The organism is Streptomyces sp. bgisy027, assembly GCF_057710365.1.
On record NZ_JBYIVZ010000073.1, the window covers coordinates 1 to 15,629 of the forward strand.

The 15,629-nt window shown below is 72.0% G+C and carries 11 protein-coding genes and 1 pseudogene; 4 read left to right on the top strand and 8 right to left on the bottom strand.

The genetic code is table 11. From position 1 onward, the window contains the following. The 3 genes from AC3ETA_RS43405 to AC3ETA_RS43415 all read left to right on the top strand — a co-directional run. Positions 1–334: L-serine ammonia-lyase, iron-sulfur-dependent, subunit alpha (locus tag AC3ETA_RS43405; protein ID WP_432198423.1), on the top strand; the 334-nt coding region annotated here is incomplete at its 5' end. A 293-nt stretch (positions 335–627) separates the two neighbouring features. Further along, positions 628–822, top strand: coding sequence for a hypothetical protein (locus tag AC3ETA_RS43410; RefSeq protein ID WP_432198424.1), 195 nt, complete (start codon positions 628–630; stop codon positions 820–822). 92 nt (positions 823–914) lie between these two features. After that, entirely contained in the window at positions 915–1,382 is a 468-nt protein-coding gene (locus tag AC3ETA_RS43415; protein ID WP_432198425.1) for a nucleotidyl transferase AbiEii/AbiGii toxin family protein, read from the top strand. Positions 1,383–1,620: 238 nt separating this feature from the next. Here the strand turns inward: AC3ETA_RS43415 and AC3ETA_RS43420 are convergent. Then, positions 1,621–1,925 (bottom strand): annotated as a pseudogene (locus AC3ETA_RS43420) (IS701 family transposase); the annotation flags it as partial. A 304-nt stretch (positions 1,926–2,229) separates the two neighbouring features. Here AC3ETA_RS43420 and AC3ETA_RS43425 point away from each other — a divergent pair. After that, entirely contained in the window at positions 2,230–2,781 is a 552-nt protein-coding gene (locus tag AC3ETA_RS43425) for a Uma2 family endonuclease (protein WP_432198426.1), read from the top strand. Between the two features lie 155 nt (positions 2,782–2,936). Here the strand turns inward: AC3ETA_RS43425 and AC3ETA_RS43430 are convergent, their stop codons facing one another. From AC3ETA_RS43430 to AC3ETA_RS43460, 7 genes are all read right to left on the bottom strand, one after another. After that, positions 2,937–4,244, bottom strand: a complete 1,308-nt coding sequence (locus AC3ETA_RS43430; RefSeq protein WP_432198427.1) for a TIGR02679 family protein — start codon at positions 4,242–4,244, stop codon at positions 2,937–2,939. Continuing rightward, positions 4,234–8,346 (bottom strand): TIGR02680 family protein, encoded by a 4,113-nt coding sequence (locus AC3ETA_RS43435; protein WP_432198428.1) that lies wholly within the window; start codon positions 8,344–8,346, stop codon positions 4,234–4,236. The genes AC3ETA_RS43430 and AC3ETA_RS43435 overlap by 11 nt, the downstream gene beginning before the upstream one ends. Continuing rightward, positions 8,343–9,782, bottom strand: coding sequence for a TIGR02678 family protein (locus AC3ETA_RS43440; RefSeq protein WP_432198429.1), 1,440 nt, complete (start codon positions 9,780–9,782; stop codon positions 8,343–8,345). Before AC3ETA_RS43440 ends, AC3ETA_RS43435 begins: the two co-directional genes overlap by 4 nt. Before the next feature lie 43 nt (positions 9,783–9,825). Then, positions 9,826–11,373: a TIGR02677 family protein gene (locus tag AC3ETA_RS43445; RefSeq protein WP_432198430.1), complete on the bottom strand. Its 1,548-nt coding sequence runs from the start codon at positions 11,371–11,373 to the stop codon at positions 9,826–9,828. 200 nt (positions 11,374–11,573) lie between these two features. Then, complete coding sequence (locus AC3ETA_RS43450; RefSeq protein ID WP_432198431.1) at positions 11,574–11,984, bottom strand: hypothetical protein; 411 nt, start codon at positions 11,982–11,984, stop codon at positions 11,574–11,576. 287 nt (positions 11,985–12,271) lie between these two features. After that, positions 12,272–13,405, bottom strand: coding sequence for a hypothetical protein (locus AC3ETA_RS43455; protein WP_432198432.1), 1,134 nt, complete (start codon positions 13,403–13,405; stop codon positions 12,272–12,274). Further along, the gene (locus AC3ETA_RS43460; RefSeq protein WP_432198433.1) at positions 13,405–15,618 is read right to left on the bottom strand and encodes a hypothetical protein; all 2,214 of its coding nucleotides are present in this window, start codon (positions 15,616–15,618) and stop codon (positions 13,405–13,407) included. Before AC3ETA_RS43460 ends, AC3ETA_RS43455 begins: the two co-directional genes overlap by 1 nt. Positions 15,619–15,629 lie beyond the last annotated feature (11 nt).

Genomic DNA, 15,629 nt, shown 5'->3' on the forward strand with positions numbered 1-15,629 from the left:
TTCCGCCTGCTCCATGGCGGCCGGCGCCCTCGCCGAAGTGCTCGGCGGCAGCCCCGAACAGGTCGAGAACGCCGCCGAGATCGGCATGGAGCACAACCTCGGCCTCACCTGCGACCCCGTCGGCGGCCTCGTCCAGATCCCCTGCATCGAACGCAACGGCATGGCCGCGGTGAAGGCGGTCACCGCCGCCCGCATGGCGATGCGCGGCGACGGCTCCCACAAGGTGTCCCTGGACAAGGTCATCAAGACCATGAAGGACACGGGCGCCGACATGTCGGTGAAGTACAAGGAGACGGCGCGGGGCGGGCTGGCGGTGAACATCATCGAGTGCTGAGGGGATGGGCCCTGACCAGCGCATTCGTTTCTTTCAGCGCTGTCGGGGCCTTCCCTTCTTGCACGGCTGAAAGTCCCTGGAGACTCCCTGAGGCAGACGTGAAAGTCCCTGAAAAATCCCTGGGCAGTCCCCATGGAAGGGGCTCTTGACCTGCGGGTTCGCGGTATGTGATCAACGCCGGATACACCGCTCGCCCACCACTGGACGTATGAAATCGATCCCCTGGGTCAACCTGAGGGGTTCCATTCGATACATGGACGCGGTTCGAAGCAGCCCCGGGAGAGAGCATCCCCGTGTACAACGCAGCCCGCAGCGTCGTCGACGCGATGCGCCACCGCAGCCGCATCGGCGAGCCCCTCGCCCTCTCCGCGCTCGGCCGCCACCTGCGCCGAAGCGGACGCGGCGGGGTTGGCGAACTCCAGCACATCGCACGCGAGTTGGACGCTCTCTCCGTCATCCGCCCCGCCGTAGAAGCGGTGCTCGCCTGACGGCCAACCCCACCCGCGACACCACCGCCGGCCACGTCTACAACAACCTGCGCAACCTGGCCCGCCGCAACAGCCGGTCCACGGACGAGGTCATGGTCGAGTACGTCCTCGAACGGTTCCTCTACCGCCTGGCCGCATCGCACCTCGGCCGGGAACACTTCGTCCTCGAGGGTGGCCTGCTGCTCGCCCAGTTCGGCGCACGTCGAATGACCCGCGGCATCGACATCCTCGGCCGCTCGTTCCCAGGCACCGAAACCGAGATCATCCACAGGGTCGCGGCCATCGCCGCCACCGAGAGCGACGACGGAGTCGTATTCGATCCCGCGACGCTCAAGACCGTCCCCATTCGCGAGGAGGACGAGTACCACGGTCTGCGCCTGTCCATGGCCGCCTGCATCGCCCGAGCACGACTCAAGCTCCAACTCGATATCAGCTTCGGCGACCCCGTCACCCCGGGCCCCAGGATCATCGACTACCCGCAGCAACTCACGACGGACAGCTTCCAGATCCTCGGCTACCCACTCGCCACCGTCATCGCCGAAAAACTCTCCACCGCGTGATGCCGCCGAGTGCTGTCGTGCCTGATCAGAGCACTTGCCGCAGGTTGCCCTCTGCTACTTCACACTGCCCCGTCCAAAGGCCTCCGGCCACCGAGCGGCCACCGGATTGGGTACTCCCGAAGCACGGGGGTCTCGAATCGTCGAGTTGTCCGACTCGGACAAAGCCCCCCATGCACTGGACATCAAGGCCACTGCCACTGACCACTCCAGCCGTAGTTCGTGACCTTGATGTGAGGGATGCGGCTCGCCTCCGGTAGTGACCGGTGCGGGATCGTGCCTGGTGGGCGGCCGCGCCAGTCGGACCAGGCAAGTGAGTGGGCCGTGTCGCGGGCAGGCCGGACGACGAGCGCGATGAACAGGCGGCAGATCTCGCCGCAGGACAAACGGGATCACGTCGTCCGACGTGGGCCGGTGTGCGCGTTCGTCGGCGCGGACGACGGCGAGGAAGGCGTGGGCCGACATCGCGGGGGTGACCCGGCGGGCCCAGGCGGGACAGCGGCGGACCCGGTGCTCATCCAGCCCGCCCGGCCCTGGTGACGACTGATGCCGCCAGATGCCGTTGTGCCTGATCAAACCATATGCGTCGTACCGGACGCCGGTACCTCGTACCGCAATGTCCAAAGACGTCCCGCCACTCCATGGCCATCCGGAAGGTGCCCGCCGCCCCTGGAAGTCACCCAACGCCGGCTGTTGGGTCCGAACACCTGCAGGCCCAGCTCACGCCCCGCGTCACGGCGTCCGCTCATGCGGACCGGTTCCCTCTGTGGTGCGCGCACGCCACGGAAGTCCACCCGTGGGACGGCTCTGTCCGCCGTATCATGACGGCACACGGGAAGGAGCACCGTCCATGAGTGTCGACGCGATCACGCACACCGAGTTCCCCGCGGGATACGTGGTGTTCTTCGCCGCCGACGCAAAGATCATCATGACCCCGCAGAGCGAAGAGCACTCCAGCACGATCAGGTCGTTGCAGATCGACTCTCTCGCCCTCGGCCGTCACGCGAAGGTCACCTCGGACGTCTGCATCGACTTCCCCGCCGACGAGAACTCCGCCCCCGACCTGGCCATCCTGCGCGAGGACGCGCGCAAGGAGGGCAAGCGCTACAGCTTCGAGGACGTCCTGTTGATCTCGGAGGTCGTCTCCACGTCCTCGGCACGCAAGGACTACGACGACTGCACCGCGAAGTACGGCCGGTACGGCATCCCCGTCTACCTCGTCGTGGACCCCTACGCCCGGGAAGTCGTCCTGCACACCGAACCCACCGCGAACGGCTACAGCACCGCCCACACCCGCGCATACGGCACGGGCAAGCTCCCCATCCCCCTGGCCGACGGCCGCACCTTCACCCTCGACCTCGACGAACTTCCGGTGCCCGAACCGGACACCGACACACGCTGAAAACCGCCCGCCGAGTAACGCGGGGCGCGAGCGCGAGGTGACGAACGCGATCGAACTGAATCTCGTCCACGGGCTCGGGTACCAGCGCCGGCTCGCCGGTGCATGCCCTTCGACGTGCTCGGATCGACGGATCGAGTCGGCCACCGGACGCCGGTTCAGGCATGGGTGAGGTCGGACAGGAGCGCGGGCAGGAGGCGTTCCTCCATGACCGTGCTGCCCGACGCCTCCATCGCGAGGGCCAGTCCGGGGTCCCAGGGGCTGGCCGCGGGCGGTCCCGCGAGCGGTGTTGACCCGCCCTCGCCGAGGGCTGCCGTGTAGTCGGCGGCGGTCATCCGCCAGGGGTGGGCAGCGTGGCGGGCCACGGCGTCCGCGGTGATGCGCAGGCCGGTCCAGTCGAAGTCGGCGCGCCAGTGCAGCCGGGCTCCCGCGCGTACGGCGTCGCCGAGCAGTTTGTGGCAGGCGGCGGACGGGACACCCTCGGTGCAGACCAGGGCGGCGGCGGTGTCCTGGAGTTCGCCGGCGGCGGCGCGCAGGACGGCCGGGTTCTCGCAGACGAAGAGGGTGCGGGCGGCGGGGACGACGGGGTCGGTGGCGAGTTGGTGGAGGGTGAGCCGGAAAGGTATGCCGAAGCCGGCGGCGTCACGCAGCCAGTCGCAGACGACGGTGTCGCCCCTGGCGCCGATGTTGAGGACGAGGACCTGGCTGGCGAGGTCGTCCGCGATGGCGCCGGTGCTCTCCCACAGGGCGCGCCGCCCGGCCCGGTCACGTGGTACCTCCGAGCCGCCGCCGGTGCGCTGGGCGAGGGCCCGCAGGACGAGCTGCTCCAGCGGGGCGCCGGGCACAAGGGCCTTGGTGTCGCCGGTGGCCCACTCGGCCAGGACCGGGAGCGGCAGGAGGCCGGGGACCCGGTTCGGCAAGCCCGCAGAGCGGTCGTTCGGGAAGCCCGCGGAGCGGTCCCCGTCACCGGTCAGCCTTTCCAGGACACGTACCGCCGCGTCGAGGAGAGGCGCGTCTCCCCGGCGTACGAGGCGGGTGAGGGTGCCGTCGGCGGCGATCCGGTCCAGCCAGACGGCGAACCAGCCCTGCCCGCCGAGCCGGCTGGAGTGGGCCGACTTCAGGGCGTCGTCGCGGCGCGCTACCTCTTCGGCCCGTTCGGCGGGCCGGTCCCGCAGCGGCCCGTGGAGACGGCCGAGCGTCTGGAGGAGGCCGGTGCCGTAGCAGTCGTACAGGTATCCGTCCAGATCACTCAGGGGTACGGCGAGACGCTTGGCGGTCTCGGGCCGGTAGCGGCCGGTGACACCGATGACGGTGCGGCGCTCGGCCTCGCTGGGGCTCGTGAGCCCGATGTCGCCGTCGAGCGCGCCGCCGGTGCGCTCCAGCCGGCGGCGGGCGGCGGCGAGCAGCCGGGTCCATCCCTCGCCCCGCAGCTCGTCGTACGCCGACGGCTCGCGCTCAGTGGACAACCGCGGCCTCCTCGGGCGTCGGGACGCGCCGGGTGCCGGGCGAGCCGAGGGCGGCGGTGAGGTCACCGGTGTCGTCGGCGAGGAGCCGGTCGCCGTCCCAGACGAGCAGCAGCGCCGAGACGGTGTGGTCGACGGCGCTGTGCGCCAGGTCGTAGTGGGCCGCGGCGGACACGGAGGCGTGGGCGGCCCACAGGTCGTAGCCGGTCATGAACAGGTCGAGGTCGAACTGCGCGGCCAGCGACATGAGTTCGCCGCGCCCGGTGTCGTCCACGCCGGCGAAGGCCTCGTCGAGGGCGAGCAGGCGCGGGGCGTGCGGGTGGGCGGAGTTGAGCATGGCGTGCGCGGCGGCGAACAGCGGCAGGTGCAGCGACACGGACTGCTCACCGCCCGACAGCCGGCTGTGCCGGGCGCGGGTGAGCCTCTCCTCGCTCTTGTCGGGGCGAACGAGCTGGAAGGCGAAGAGCCGCCAGCGCCGGTAGTCGAGGACGTCGGCGAGCAGTTCGCGGTAGGGCTGGTCGCGGTGGCGGGCGCGGGCGGACTTGATCTGTGCGGCGAAGTGCGTGCGCACCCGGGCGAGTCCGTCGGGGCCGAGGCGGGCGGCGTCGGCGTCGAGGAGGGCGCAGACGGCACGCTGTTCGTCGTCGAGGTGGTCGGCGAGCAGCCAGCTCACGCCGACCGTCGTCCCCGAGGACATCTGCCGCTCGCGCATGTCGGTGTTCATCCGCCGGATCAGATCGCGGGCGTCGACGGTACGGTCGTGGATCTGCTGGGCGAGCCGGGTGAGCAGGGCGTCCTCCAGGATGCGCTGCTCGGACTCGGAGAGCAGTTCGGCCTGGTCACGGCGGTGGGCGGAGATCTTCTGGGCGAAGGCGGCGACGGGCAGCGGGCCCTCTTCGTCGGCCACGCGGACGAGGATGACGCCGTCGGAGCCGTCCCATTCGGGCCGGTAGTCCTGCCCCGCGGCGGCGAGTTGCGCCTGGAGGTCGTCCAGGGCCTTGGTCAGGCGGGTGACGGACTGCTTGAGGCTGGTCTCGGTGGGGGTAAGGTCACGGGTCGCGGAGAGAATCGCCTCGTGCACGGCGACCACGGCCGGCGGGAGTGCCTCGCCGGTCCAGTCGGCCTCCTGGGCGGGCCAGGCCAGACCCTGCGGGCAGCGCAGGATGTCGAGGAGTTCCGGGGCGGCGTACGGGCGCAGGGAGCGGGCGGTGCCCTTCTCCTCCGCCGCGGCGACCGCCCCGGCCTCGGCGGCAGCCGTACGGCGGGCCTCGGCCGCGGCGGTGCCCGCGATCGCGGCGTGCTGGGCGGTGCGGGCCGCCTCGGCCTCCCCCACCAGAGCGTCGATGCCGTCCTCGGTCTCCTGCACCTGGCGCATCACCTCCTGTGCCTCGGCCCCGACGGCATCCTGGAGGGCCTCGAGTCCCGCGGCCTCCTCCGCGTGCCGACGGCGCGCCGCGCGCTCGGCGTCCGCCGCCGCCTCCTCGTCCTCGGCGGCGGCGGTGAGCCGGTCGGCGGCTGCCTGTGCGGCATCGGTCTGGCGGGCGTGCTCGCGGCGGCGGGCGCCCAGTTCACGGACCGCCGTCTGGAAGGCGCGGGTGGCGGTCTCGACGGCGTCGACGCGCTCGGTCTCGATGGTGTGCTCGGCCGCTGTGCGGCGCAGGGCACGCTCGGCGACCGAGCAGGCGGCCACCGACTCGTCGTACGCGCCCCGGGCGACGTCGGCGGCGTCACGGGTGGCCCGCAGCCGCGCCGCGGCCCGGTCGAGCTCGCGCAGCGCCTCGGTGATGCCGGTGGTGCGGGGCAGTTCGGCGCGGGCGGCGGCGTACGCGTCGAGGGCGGCGTCCGTACGGGCCTGGGCGTGCGCCAACTCGCCCTGCTGAGCCAGGAGTTCGGCCAGAAGCGCCTCGCAGGCGGCGATCCGGGCGGCGCGCCGACGGGCGCGGGCGGTGGCGCCGACGTACTCGGCGTGCTCCTTGGTGTGGGCGCCGACCAGGACACCGGCCGCGTACCGGCCGTCGGGGCCGATCCGCGGTGTCCCGGCGCCGGGGTCGCCGCTGACGGCGACGGAGCGCAGGACGGCGGTGATGCGGGCGGCGGTCGGGAGCGCCGCGGCGCCCCGCCGGTTCCCGGGGTTGTCGGGCCGCAGGAGGTCGGCGAGGCTCGGGCCGTTCACCGGGGCCCCGGCCCGGAGGTAGCCCTCGCTGTGCCCGGCCGCCACGGGGGTGTCCTCGGCGGTGACGAGCGCGTCGAGGAGACCCGACGCCTCCAACGCAGCTTCCAGATCCGCTCGTTGACGGTCCGTCAGTTCGTCGTCGAAGTCGACGAGCCGCCACAGCGGAACCCCGTCCCCCGGTGACCGGTCTGCGGTGCGACCACGGGCCGGCGGCGGGGCATCGTCGTGCTCGGCGGCGATCCGGTCGCGTTCGACCTCCGTGTCGGCGCGGCGGCGCTCGACATCCGTGTGCCGGGCGCGCAGGGCGGCGAGGGTGTCGCGCAGGTCCTGTACGGCGGGCGCGGTGGCCTCGGTGAAGGCGTCGCCGAGCGTGACCGCGTCGGCCTCGCCGGTGAGTTCGAGGGCTTCGGCGAGCCGACGGGCATCCTCCTCGGCCAGCAGCGTGCCGTGTCCTTCCGTCCACCGGCCGAGCGCCGTGCGGGCCTCGTCGCGGGCGGATTCGAGGGCCGCCTCGGCACCGGCTTCGGCGGTTTCGGCCGTGGTGACGGCCTCCTGCGCGCGGTCAAGGGAGACCCGGGCGAGGTCGCGGGTCTGCTCGGCGCCGCGTGCGGCCTGCTGGGCGGCGCGCACGGCCCGGACGCCCTCGTGGCGGGCGGCGGCGAGCGCGGCGGAGCGTTCGGCGAGCCGGGCGGGCTCGGCGTCGGCCGGGGTCCAGGGCAGGCCAGCGGTGTGGGCGTGGTCGGCGACGGCGGCGGCATCGCGGGAGACGGCGGCGTCGAGTTCGGCGGCGATCCGCGCGGCGTGTTCGGCCTCGGCGCGGGCGCGGCCGGTGGCTGCCGTACGGCGCTCACGCTCGGCGGTGGCCTGCCGGGCGGTCTGCTCGCAGGTACGCACCAGCCGCTCCAGGTCGGCCAGTTGCTCGACTGCCTGGTAGGCGGCGGAGGAGCGCAGCTGGTCCAGACGGGCACGCTGGGCGGCGAGCGAGGCGTCGGCCGACTCGGCGCGCGTCTCCGCGGCGGCCTGCGCCTCGCGGGCCGCCGCCAGGTCCGCCGCGGCGGTGCGCAGGGCGGCGGCCCGCTCGGCGGTCTCGGCGCGCCGGGCGGTGAGCCGGTCCGCGGCGGCGCGGGCATGGACCCGCAGATAGGTGGAGTAGCTCGCGAGGAAGGCTCGGGTGGCGTCGTCGGCGGCGGCCAGCCCCTCCAGGGTGCGCTGCACGGACTCCATGTCGTCGAAGGAGCGGGCCGCCTCGGCGATCAGGTCGACGTCGAGCGGGCGCAGACCCGCGGTGAGGGTGTCGGAGAGCCTGGCCGGGTCGAGGTTCTTGGCGAGCTGCGGGCGGCGCAACGTGAGGATCAGGGTGAGCAGTTGCTCGTACCGCTCCGGGCCGAGGCCGAACAGGCGCTCGTCGACGGCGGCGCGGTAGTCGGCCGTGGAAGCGATCAGCTCGCGTCCGAGCTCGGCGGCGAGCTGCTTCCTCGTCATCGGCCGGTCGTCGTGGGTGAGGAGGGAGAAGTCCTCGCCGACGCGGCCTTCGGCGACGAAGTGCCAGCGAGCGGGTGCGTCGCGGTGCCGCTGGGCATGCAGCCCGATACCGCAGGTGACGGCCTCCCCCGTTTCCCGGTGGGTGAACTCGATCCAGACGTAGCCGAGCGCGCTGTCCTGCCCTCGGAAGAGCAGGTTGGACTTCATGGTGCGGTCCTCGGCGGCGAACGGGTTGAGCCGCTTGGGGTCGATACGGCCGTCGAGGACGAACGGGAAGAGGACTTCGAGGGCCTTGGTCTTACCCGATCCGTTGGGGCCGCGCAGCACCAGCCAGCCACCGGCGAAGGAGAACTCCTCGTCCCGGTAGTCCCACAGGTTGATGATCCCGGCGCGGGTGGGGACGTAGCGGGCTGAGGGGGTGGGGGACTGGGTGGGAGCGGAGGTGCTCACGGAGTCGGGTCCTTGGCGGTCTCGTTGACTGTGTCGGCGGCGGGGTCGTCGGCGAACAGGGCGGTCTGGGCGGGCGGTTGTGCTGCCGTTCGGGTCTTCACACGGGCCGTGACCCCCCGGTACCGCGCCAGCAGAGGCAGCGCGAGGGCCCCGCCGTCGACCCGGGTGATCAGCGACATCGCGGCCAGCAGGTCGAGCGCCTGGCCGAGCAGCCGGTCCGGGTCGCCGCGCAGGTCGGCGGCGAAGCCCGCGCCGTACTCGGCGGTGATCTCCTTGAGCCTGCCCCGGAGCCAGGAGTCGGTGACGAAGGGGTACCGGGTCTCCCCCGGCGCCTCCCCCTCGTCACCGGACGCCTCGTACGCCGACTCCTGGTCCGGCTCGGCGAGTCCGGCGATCAGCCCTCGCGACGGGAGGGCCGCGTCGATGCGCCGGGCGCGGGCCGCGAGGCGTTCGGCTGCGGTGGGCGCGGGCAGCAGGTCGAGGGCGTGCCGTCCGGAGCGCTGGACGGCGGCGCTGATCCGGGCGGCGAGGAGCAGCGCGGCCTGCGCGACGGTTCCGCCGCCGGGGAAGCGGAGGTCGGACAGTCTGCCGGAGGTGTCGACGAGCGCCACCCCCTCGGCCCGCCGCTCCACCGTCAGCCCGGTCAGCCGCTCCAGGTCCTCGGCGAGGGCGGGGGCCCGCAGCTGGCCCAGGAGTTCGGTGTCGGCGTCGGCGTAGTACGCGACCGGGTTCTCCAGCACCAGCCGCCGGGCGCGGCGGGCCTGGTCACGGCGCTGGGCGGCACGGCTCGCGGACATGCCCAGCGCGCCGGAGGAGTCCAGCAGCGCGGTGACCGAGGTCAGGTGCTGGAGCACGCGGGTCGGATGGTGGACGGCGAGGAGGATCTCGCGGTCGATGTCGTACAGGGCCTCGGCACGCTCGGGATCGCCGGCCCAGGCGGTGGCGGAGCCGTCGGCGAGGGTGAGCGCGCCGCGTTCGGTGAGCCAGGTGACGGCGTCGACGAAGGCGTCCCGGTCGGGTTTGCGGGCGGTGTCGAGGCCGAGCCCGTCGATGCGTACGGCGTCGGCGGCGACCGCGTCGGCCAGCTCGCCCAGCGCCACCTGCGCGCCGTGGCGGCCGAGGGCCGCGAGAGTGAGGACGAGGTAGGCGTAGCGGCGCCGGTCGAAGGGGCGGCCCGCGCGGGTGAGGGCCGGGCGGGTGGCGTCCAGGCCGTCCTGGGCGCGCTGGAGGCGGGCGGTGTCGGCAGTGGTGACGAGCCGGTACCCGAGCACGTCCATCAGGTCGGTGCGCAGTTGATCGGCCCAGCGGCGCACGGTCGCCAGCGCCGCCCTGTCCGGGTACCCGGACGTGATCAGAGGGTGCCGCAGGACGAGCCGTACCGCCTTCTGGTAGTCGGCGAGTTCGAGCGGCGAGACGCCTTCGGCGACACGGCTCATGCGGCGGCCTCGATCACGACACCACTGCTTGCGGCGACCTGGCTCATGTGGTGACCTCCAGCCGCAGCCCGTCGAGATGGAGACGGCCGCGCACGGTGTCGACGGTGGTGGATCCCTCGGCGGGCGTGAGGGTCAGCCGTACCCCGTGGGCGGAGCCGGAGGCGGCGGTGACCCGGCGGCTGGCGGGGACACGGGCGGCGAGCGCCACGTCGAGGAGGGCGAGCAGGGCGCGCGTCTCGGGCTCGTCGAGGGTCCGGCCGTACACGCCGTCCGAGGCGAGGGAGTGCGCGGCGTCCCGCCGCTCGGCCTGCTTCTTGAGCTGCTCGGCGCGGAGCAACGCCCGCCGGTCGTCGTCGCGTTCGATGCGGCCGGGGCCGTGCAGGGCGGGGGTGCGGCCGGACTGGACGAGGGTGCGGGCCAGCTCGACCGGCTCGGCATCCCACCAGGAGGTACGCCCCGGGATCTGCTCGGGGTCGGCGTACGGCACGGCGATATGGCGGGGCGCGCCGAGCCCGAAGACGGCCTGGAACAGGGCGTGCGCGTCCTCGTCGCTCTCGCAGGAGGTGAACCACTGGGCGAGATGTCGCAGTTGGCTCTCCCGGCTCACCCCGCCCCGACGGGCCTCGGTGACGCGGCGCAGCAGGGCGAGGACGGAGCGGATCGCGGTGACGGTGGCGTCCTGCAGCCGCTCGGTCTCGCTGTGCTCGCGCTCCGCGAACCAGTGGACGATGCCGTCCCACCGGTGCCGCCAGTCCGCGAGGCGCTCGGCGGGACTGCGGAAGAGCCGTTCGTCGGCCTCGGCCGCGTACTCGATCATCCGGTCCACGCCGGTGGCCGCGGCCTTCTCGACCGCCTCGGCGAGCAGCGGGGCGTAACGCCCGAGCTCGGCGGTGAATTCCCGCATGTGCGCGAGGAGCGTGTCCTTGTGGGCGAGGAACACCTCGGGCCGCGTGTCGTTGGTGCGCGCCAGGTCGCCCAGCATGAGGTAGAAGCGGGCGGCGCGCTGCGCCATCTCGTTGAGCACGGAGTCGAGACGGCCGAGCTTGCGGTACACCTCCTCGCCGTCGCCCGCGGTGTTGGCGTCGGCCAGCGCGCGCAGGTCGCCGAGGATGTCGGGGAAGACGAGACGGGAGAGCTGGGCATCCTCCAGGCTCGCGCCGAGCACGTCCTCCACGGCCCGGTAGGCCCGGTATCCGGCCTGGGTGAACTGGTACACGTAGTGCCGATTGCGGTACTCGGCGAGGTTCGCGGCGCGCGTCCCGTCGTACGACCGGTCCAGCACCTGCCACTCCGCGAGCGCGTCGAGCAGAGGCTGCACACCGGCCGACCCACCGACGGCGCCCGCCGCGGGATGGTCGACGGCGAGCCGCTCCAGCAGGCCCACCGCGTCCGAAGCGTGCAGCAGCACCTGGTAGTTGGCGCGTCCGCGGTCGAAGGCCCGCAGCAGCCACAGGTACTCGTGGCGCTTCTCGGCGGCGGCGAAGTGGAACAGCCGCAGCCGGTCGTCGAGGGAGAACGCGTCGATACCGAACGCGGCATCGTCGACGGGGTCCGCGGCATCGGACTCCGGGACGTCGAACTCGTCGCTCACGGAACTGTGGGCTTCCCTTCTCCCCCGCTTCGGCCGGTACACGTCCCGCCGGACGTGTACCACCGGATCCACACCAGTCTGCCGCACCCCGATCGGTGCGTGTGAGCCGCTCCCCGGCCCATGCCACCTGTGCTACCGTGCGCCCGTTTCACGCTCCGTGCCAGGCGGTGGCCCTCGTAGGGACCCTCTCTGCGGCCGGCTCAGCGGCGGATCGCCGCGTACGCCCCGAGCCACCCCGTCCCCAGCCGGTCACCACCCCTGGTGAAGACGGCCGCCCCGCTGTTGCCGGGCGAGTTGTCCGACGGGTCGTCGGGCGGCAGGAGCAAGGTGGTCGCCTCGCCGTCGCCGCTGTGCAGGGTGGTCGTCGACCCGTTCCACAACCGGATCACCGAGCCCGGCGGCGCCGCCACCCGGACCGCGCCGTCGTCCTCCCGCAGGTCCAGGTGGACGCCGGTGGCGCGCTCCGCGAGCAGCGCGCGGTAGCGGTCCGGGGGCAGGGCGCAGTCGCCCGGAGGTGTCGTCCCGCTCCAGTCGGGGGCGTCGACGCCAGGGGCGCGGGCCGCGCGCCACATCCGGGGAACGAGATCGGGCGCGAGCGGGGCGGTGGCCATCCGTTCGCACATCCACAGCAGCCGTCCGGCCCCACGGCCGGGCCCCAGCGCGCGCCACCGGATGCGCTGGGCCAGGCGTCGCTCGACGTCCTCGCCGCAGCGAGAAGCCCGCCTTCATGGCACGGGCCTGAGCCGGCGTGTGCCGCCCGGGAGTCGGGCCGGGCGTGGCGTCCCGCATGGCGGTGCCAAGGGTGCCGCAATCCGTGTCCGCTCGGTGGCGCGACGAGGGTGCAGCCGACCGCCACCGTGCCGCCCGTCCCCGAGGGCCATGTTGTTCGAGTCGTGTGCTATTCGCTGAACACCGGCGCCTCACACCCGTGCGCCTTCGCGGACCGTTCGGCGAACCGCTGCAACGCCGACTGCTGAAGGTCGGGATCCGGCGAGGTGTGGCCGTCGCCGGTGTACAGGGTCTCCGAGGTGAAGAAGGCGGTGCCGCCCTGGGCGGGGCACTTCGCACTGGCCCAATAGACGCCGTCCGCCCCGCCCGCCGGTCCCGAGAACCTGCCGCTGTCACCGCGCTTGTACGTCGCCGCGTATCCGTCCCGGACGAAGGGGCCGTAGTAGGCGGCCAGGCGGGAGGCGGGCTTGCCTGCCTTGCCGATGACCACGCAGTCCTCGATGGGAGCGAGCGGGTCGGCCCTGGTCTCGAGGGTGGGGGCGGGGACGCCCTCGCATGTACCGGTCGCCTTGCCGGACGGCACCGCCTCTGGCTCCGTGTTGTCGACGGGACTGGGTATGGGGTCGGCCACTGTGTCGATCGTGTCGCCGTGCGGGGCCTTGCAGCCGGCCTGTTGCGCGGCACGCACAGCGATACGGGAGGTCAGCCGGGCGAGCCGGGCGCGCTGCTCGTCGGTGGGGTCTTTGCCTTCGTAGCCCGCCGGGCGACCCGTCAGGTTCACCGTGAGGTCGCTCGGTTCGTCACCCTCACAGAGCATCACCACGGTTGCCCGGGAGGCGCCCGGATCGGTATGGAGCACACCACGCCAGCCGTTACCGATGGGAGACACCGTGAATGCCGCGTTGTCCGACTGCTGACGCCCGAGCTCCAGGAGGAGGTACCTGCTGCCCGCGCTCCGGCTGACGGTGATGTCCAGTTCCTCGTAGCGGACGCCTGTGCCACTCGCCCTGGGCGAGAAGTCACACTCTCGTGGCTCGTCCGAGGTGCGGTCGGTGATGACATCGGCGGCAGACGGCTCGCGTGCCCCCAGGAGCCATTGCAGATCGCGGTCGTCCCGTTGCACCAGTCCGTCGCAGAGCTGCGCCGGCGGCGCGTCCTCCGTCCCACTGCCGTACATGCCGGTGAAGTAGAGGGCGCCTGCCGTCACTGCGAGCCCAGCGAGTATCACCGACGCGACGCGCGGCGCCCGTCCCCGGCGGCGCTTGCCGGCCTGGTCAGGGGTGTTCATCAGTGCCGTACTCATCAGTGCCGTCCCCTGAGGTCCTCGAAGGCGGACTCGCGTGAAGTGATGTAGCCCTGCTCAGTCTGCTGCCGCATCTGCTGGACGATCCGGTCGTCGGGTGCCTGTCCGGACTGAGAGCGGTCACGGTCCCAGCGGGTGATCAGGTCCTGGGTGCTGCCGACTCCATCCGCCTTCTCTGCGGCGGTCTGATCGTTCGCCCGGGCATCGGCGACCGCCTTGACATCCTTCGACCAGTCGTAGGTCTCCTGATCGAGCATGCGCTGTGCGCCGTCACCGACCCAGGGCACCGCCGTGAGCGGCAGGCCCGCTCCGTGGTAGACGCTCTTGGCGGCGTCGTCGGCCCACTGCTTCTTCTCGTCCCGGGCGTCCAGGTACGCATCGGACCCGATCGCGTTGTACGCGCCGAGCACGTTGCCCGCGTCCACGGCGGGAACCTCCCAGTTCTCGTTGCCGTTACCCGGCTCCTTGTCGGCGCGGGCCATCTGGTCCGCCGCGTAGAAACGCTCCGACTCGTAGATCTGGGCGTAGTTCTCGGGATCCTCCGACACGCCCCGCAGGACACGGATCACGCTGCGCTCGGGCACGGCGATGTGGGCGTCGTCGCCGCTGCCGAGGATGTTCTTGCGGCCGTTCGGATCGACGTAGCCGTCCTGCGTGCCGGCGATGATGTTGTGGGTGTCCGGGGTGTAGTCCGAGAGGGCGCGGGCCAACGGCGTCTGCATGTTCTCGGGGATCTCGTCGCCGCCGCCGTGTCCGTAGTTGTCCAGGCGCTGGATCGTTTCCTGCATGACCCGCGCCTGGCCCTCGGTGTGCCCCTCATACCTGGTCTTCTCCTCACCCGGCTGCCCGCCCGTGGTGGCGGCTTCCAGGACAGAGCCGAGGCCGGTACGGGAGTTGGTGGCATCCTGGTCGTACTCGTCCAGGGGGGTTCCCTGAGCCGCTCCCTGGGAGTCCTCCCGGACATGGACGTTGGGCCAGTGCCGGTCGTCGAGGAGGTACTTGAGACGGTCCTTGCTGCCGTCCTGCTCCGGGTCGAGGTACTTCGTGGCCGTGTCGGGATCGCCGCTCATGATGCCGAGCATGTCGTCGACCGGATCCACCACAGCCTGCGGCTCGGGGTCGTCGCCGTAAGGGACAACCTTGCCTTCGTCCCAGATACCCGGATGCTTCTTCTCGGCGGCGATGATGTCGTCGGTCAGGCCGGTGGTGAGCCGTGGTGGATAGTCGGCGGTGTCACCGTGCTTCAGCAGGGTGGTCAGCGTCTGGTACCCGTAGGGCTGGGAGTGGTCGCCGCCCGTCGGCTCGGTCCCGAGCGCGCGCATGTCCGCCCGCCACTGGTCGGAGAACGCCTTGTCCTGGTTGGCGGTGGCGATGTTGTTGGCCAAGGCGCGCTGGATGTCGTTGTACTTGTCCTTGTTCGCACCGTCGCCGCCCCGTTCGTGCTCCAGGTCCTCAGCCAGGCGCAGCGTGCCCTCAGGGCCGAGGTCCTTGAGGAGCATCCGGCTGAACTCGGGGTCCTTCTGGTTGTGGCTCATCAGACGGTCGAGCTCGTTGAGTTCGGCGGGAGAGAGCTTCTCGCCGTTCTCGTACTTCTTCAGCAGCTTGGACGCCTGCTGGGCCTCGTCCTGGTCGACGGACTTGACGGTCTTGTCGTTGAAGCCCTCGTCGCCGCCCTTGCCGGTGTTGCGCCGCAGGGCGTGCGAAGCAGAGATGTCGGCGTTGTCGGCAGCAGCGAGGACGACCGCGATCTTCGCCTCCCAGAACTCGATCTTGAGCTGGTTGACGGAGGGCCCGAGCGGCGCCAGCGCACCACCCGGGAGGACCGGCTTGTCGCCGTCGGGATCCGGCTGGGTCAGCGTCACCTGGCCGGTGGCGGTAATGGTGATGTTGTCGCTCTTGGCGTCGTCCTTGAGCTGGTGCAGGTCGCTCTTGTACTTCCTCAGCTCGTCGTAGGCGTCCTGGAGGACGGCGCGGATGCCCTTGGCCTCGGTCACCGCGTCGATGAACTCCTTGTTCGCCATGACGATCTGGCTCCGGGCGTACAGGGCGGTGCCGTCGAGGCTGGTCCAGCCGGCCTGGTCGAAGTTCGTGACGACCTGCTGGTCGTAGGCCTCGCCCATGGAGTCGTAGCGGCGGATGTACTCGCTCCAGGAGTCGACGGCGTTCCGGATGCCGTCGACGTCGAGGTGGTAGAGCTGTTCGTAGGCGATCACCGGGCTGGTCC

Excerpts from the sequence above, each read along its gene's own strand:
- AC3ETA_RS43440 (WP_432198429.1), bottom strand. The coding sequence starts at position 9,782 with ATGAGCCGTGTCGCCGAAGGCGTCTCGCCGCTCGAACTCGCCGACTAC.
- AC3ETA_RS43450 (WP_432198431.1), bottom strand. The coding sequence starts at position 11,984 with ATGGCCACCGCCCCGCTCGCGCCCGATCTCGTTCCCCGGATGTGGCGC.
- AC3ETA_RS43455 (WP_432198432.1), bottom strand. The coding sequence starts at position 13,405 with ATGAGTACGGCACTGATGAACACCCCTGACCAGGCCGGCAAGCGCCGC.
- AC3ETA_RS43415 (WP_432198425.1), top strand. The coding sequence starts at position 915 with ATGGTCGAGTACGTCCTCGAACGGTTCCTCTACCGCCTGGCCGCATCG.
- AC3ETA_RS43425 (WP_432198426.1), top strand. The coding sequence starts at position 2,230 with ATGAGTGTCGACGCGATCACGCACACCGAGTTCCCCGCGGGATACGTG.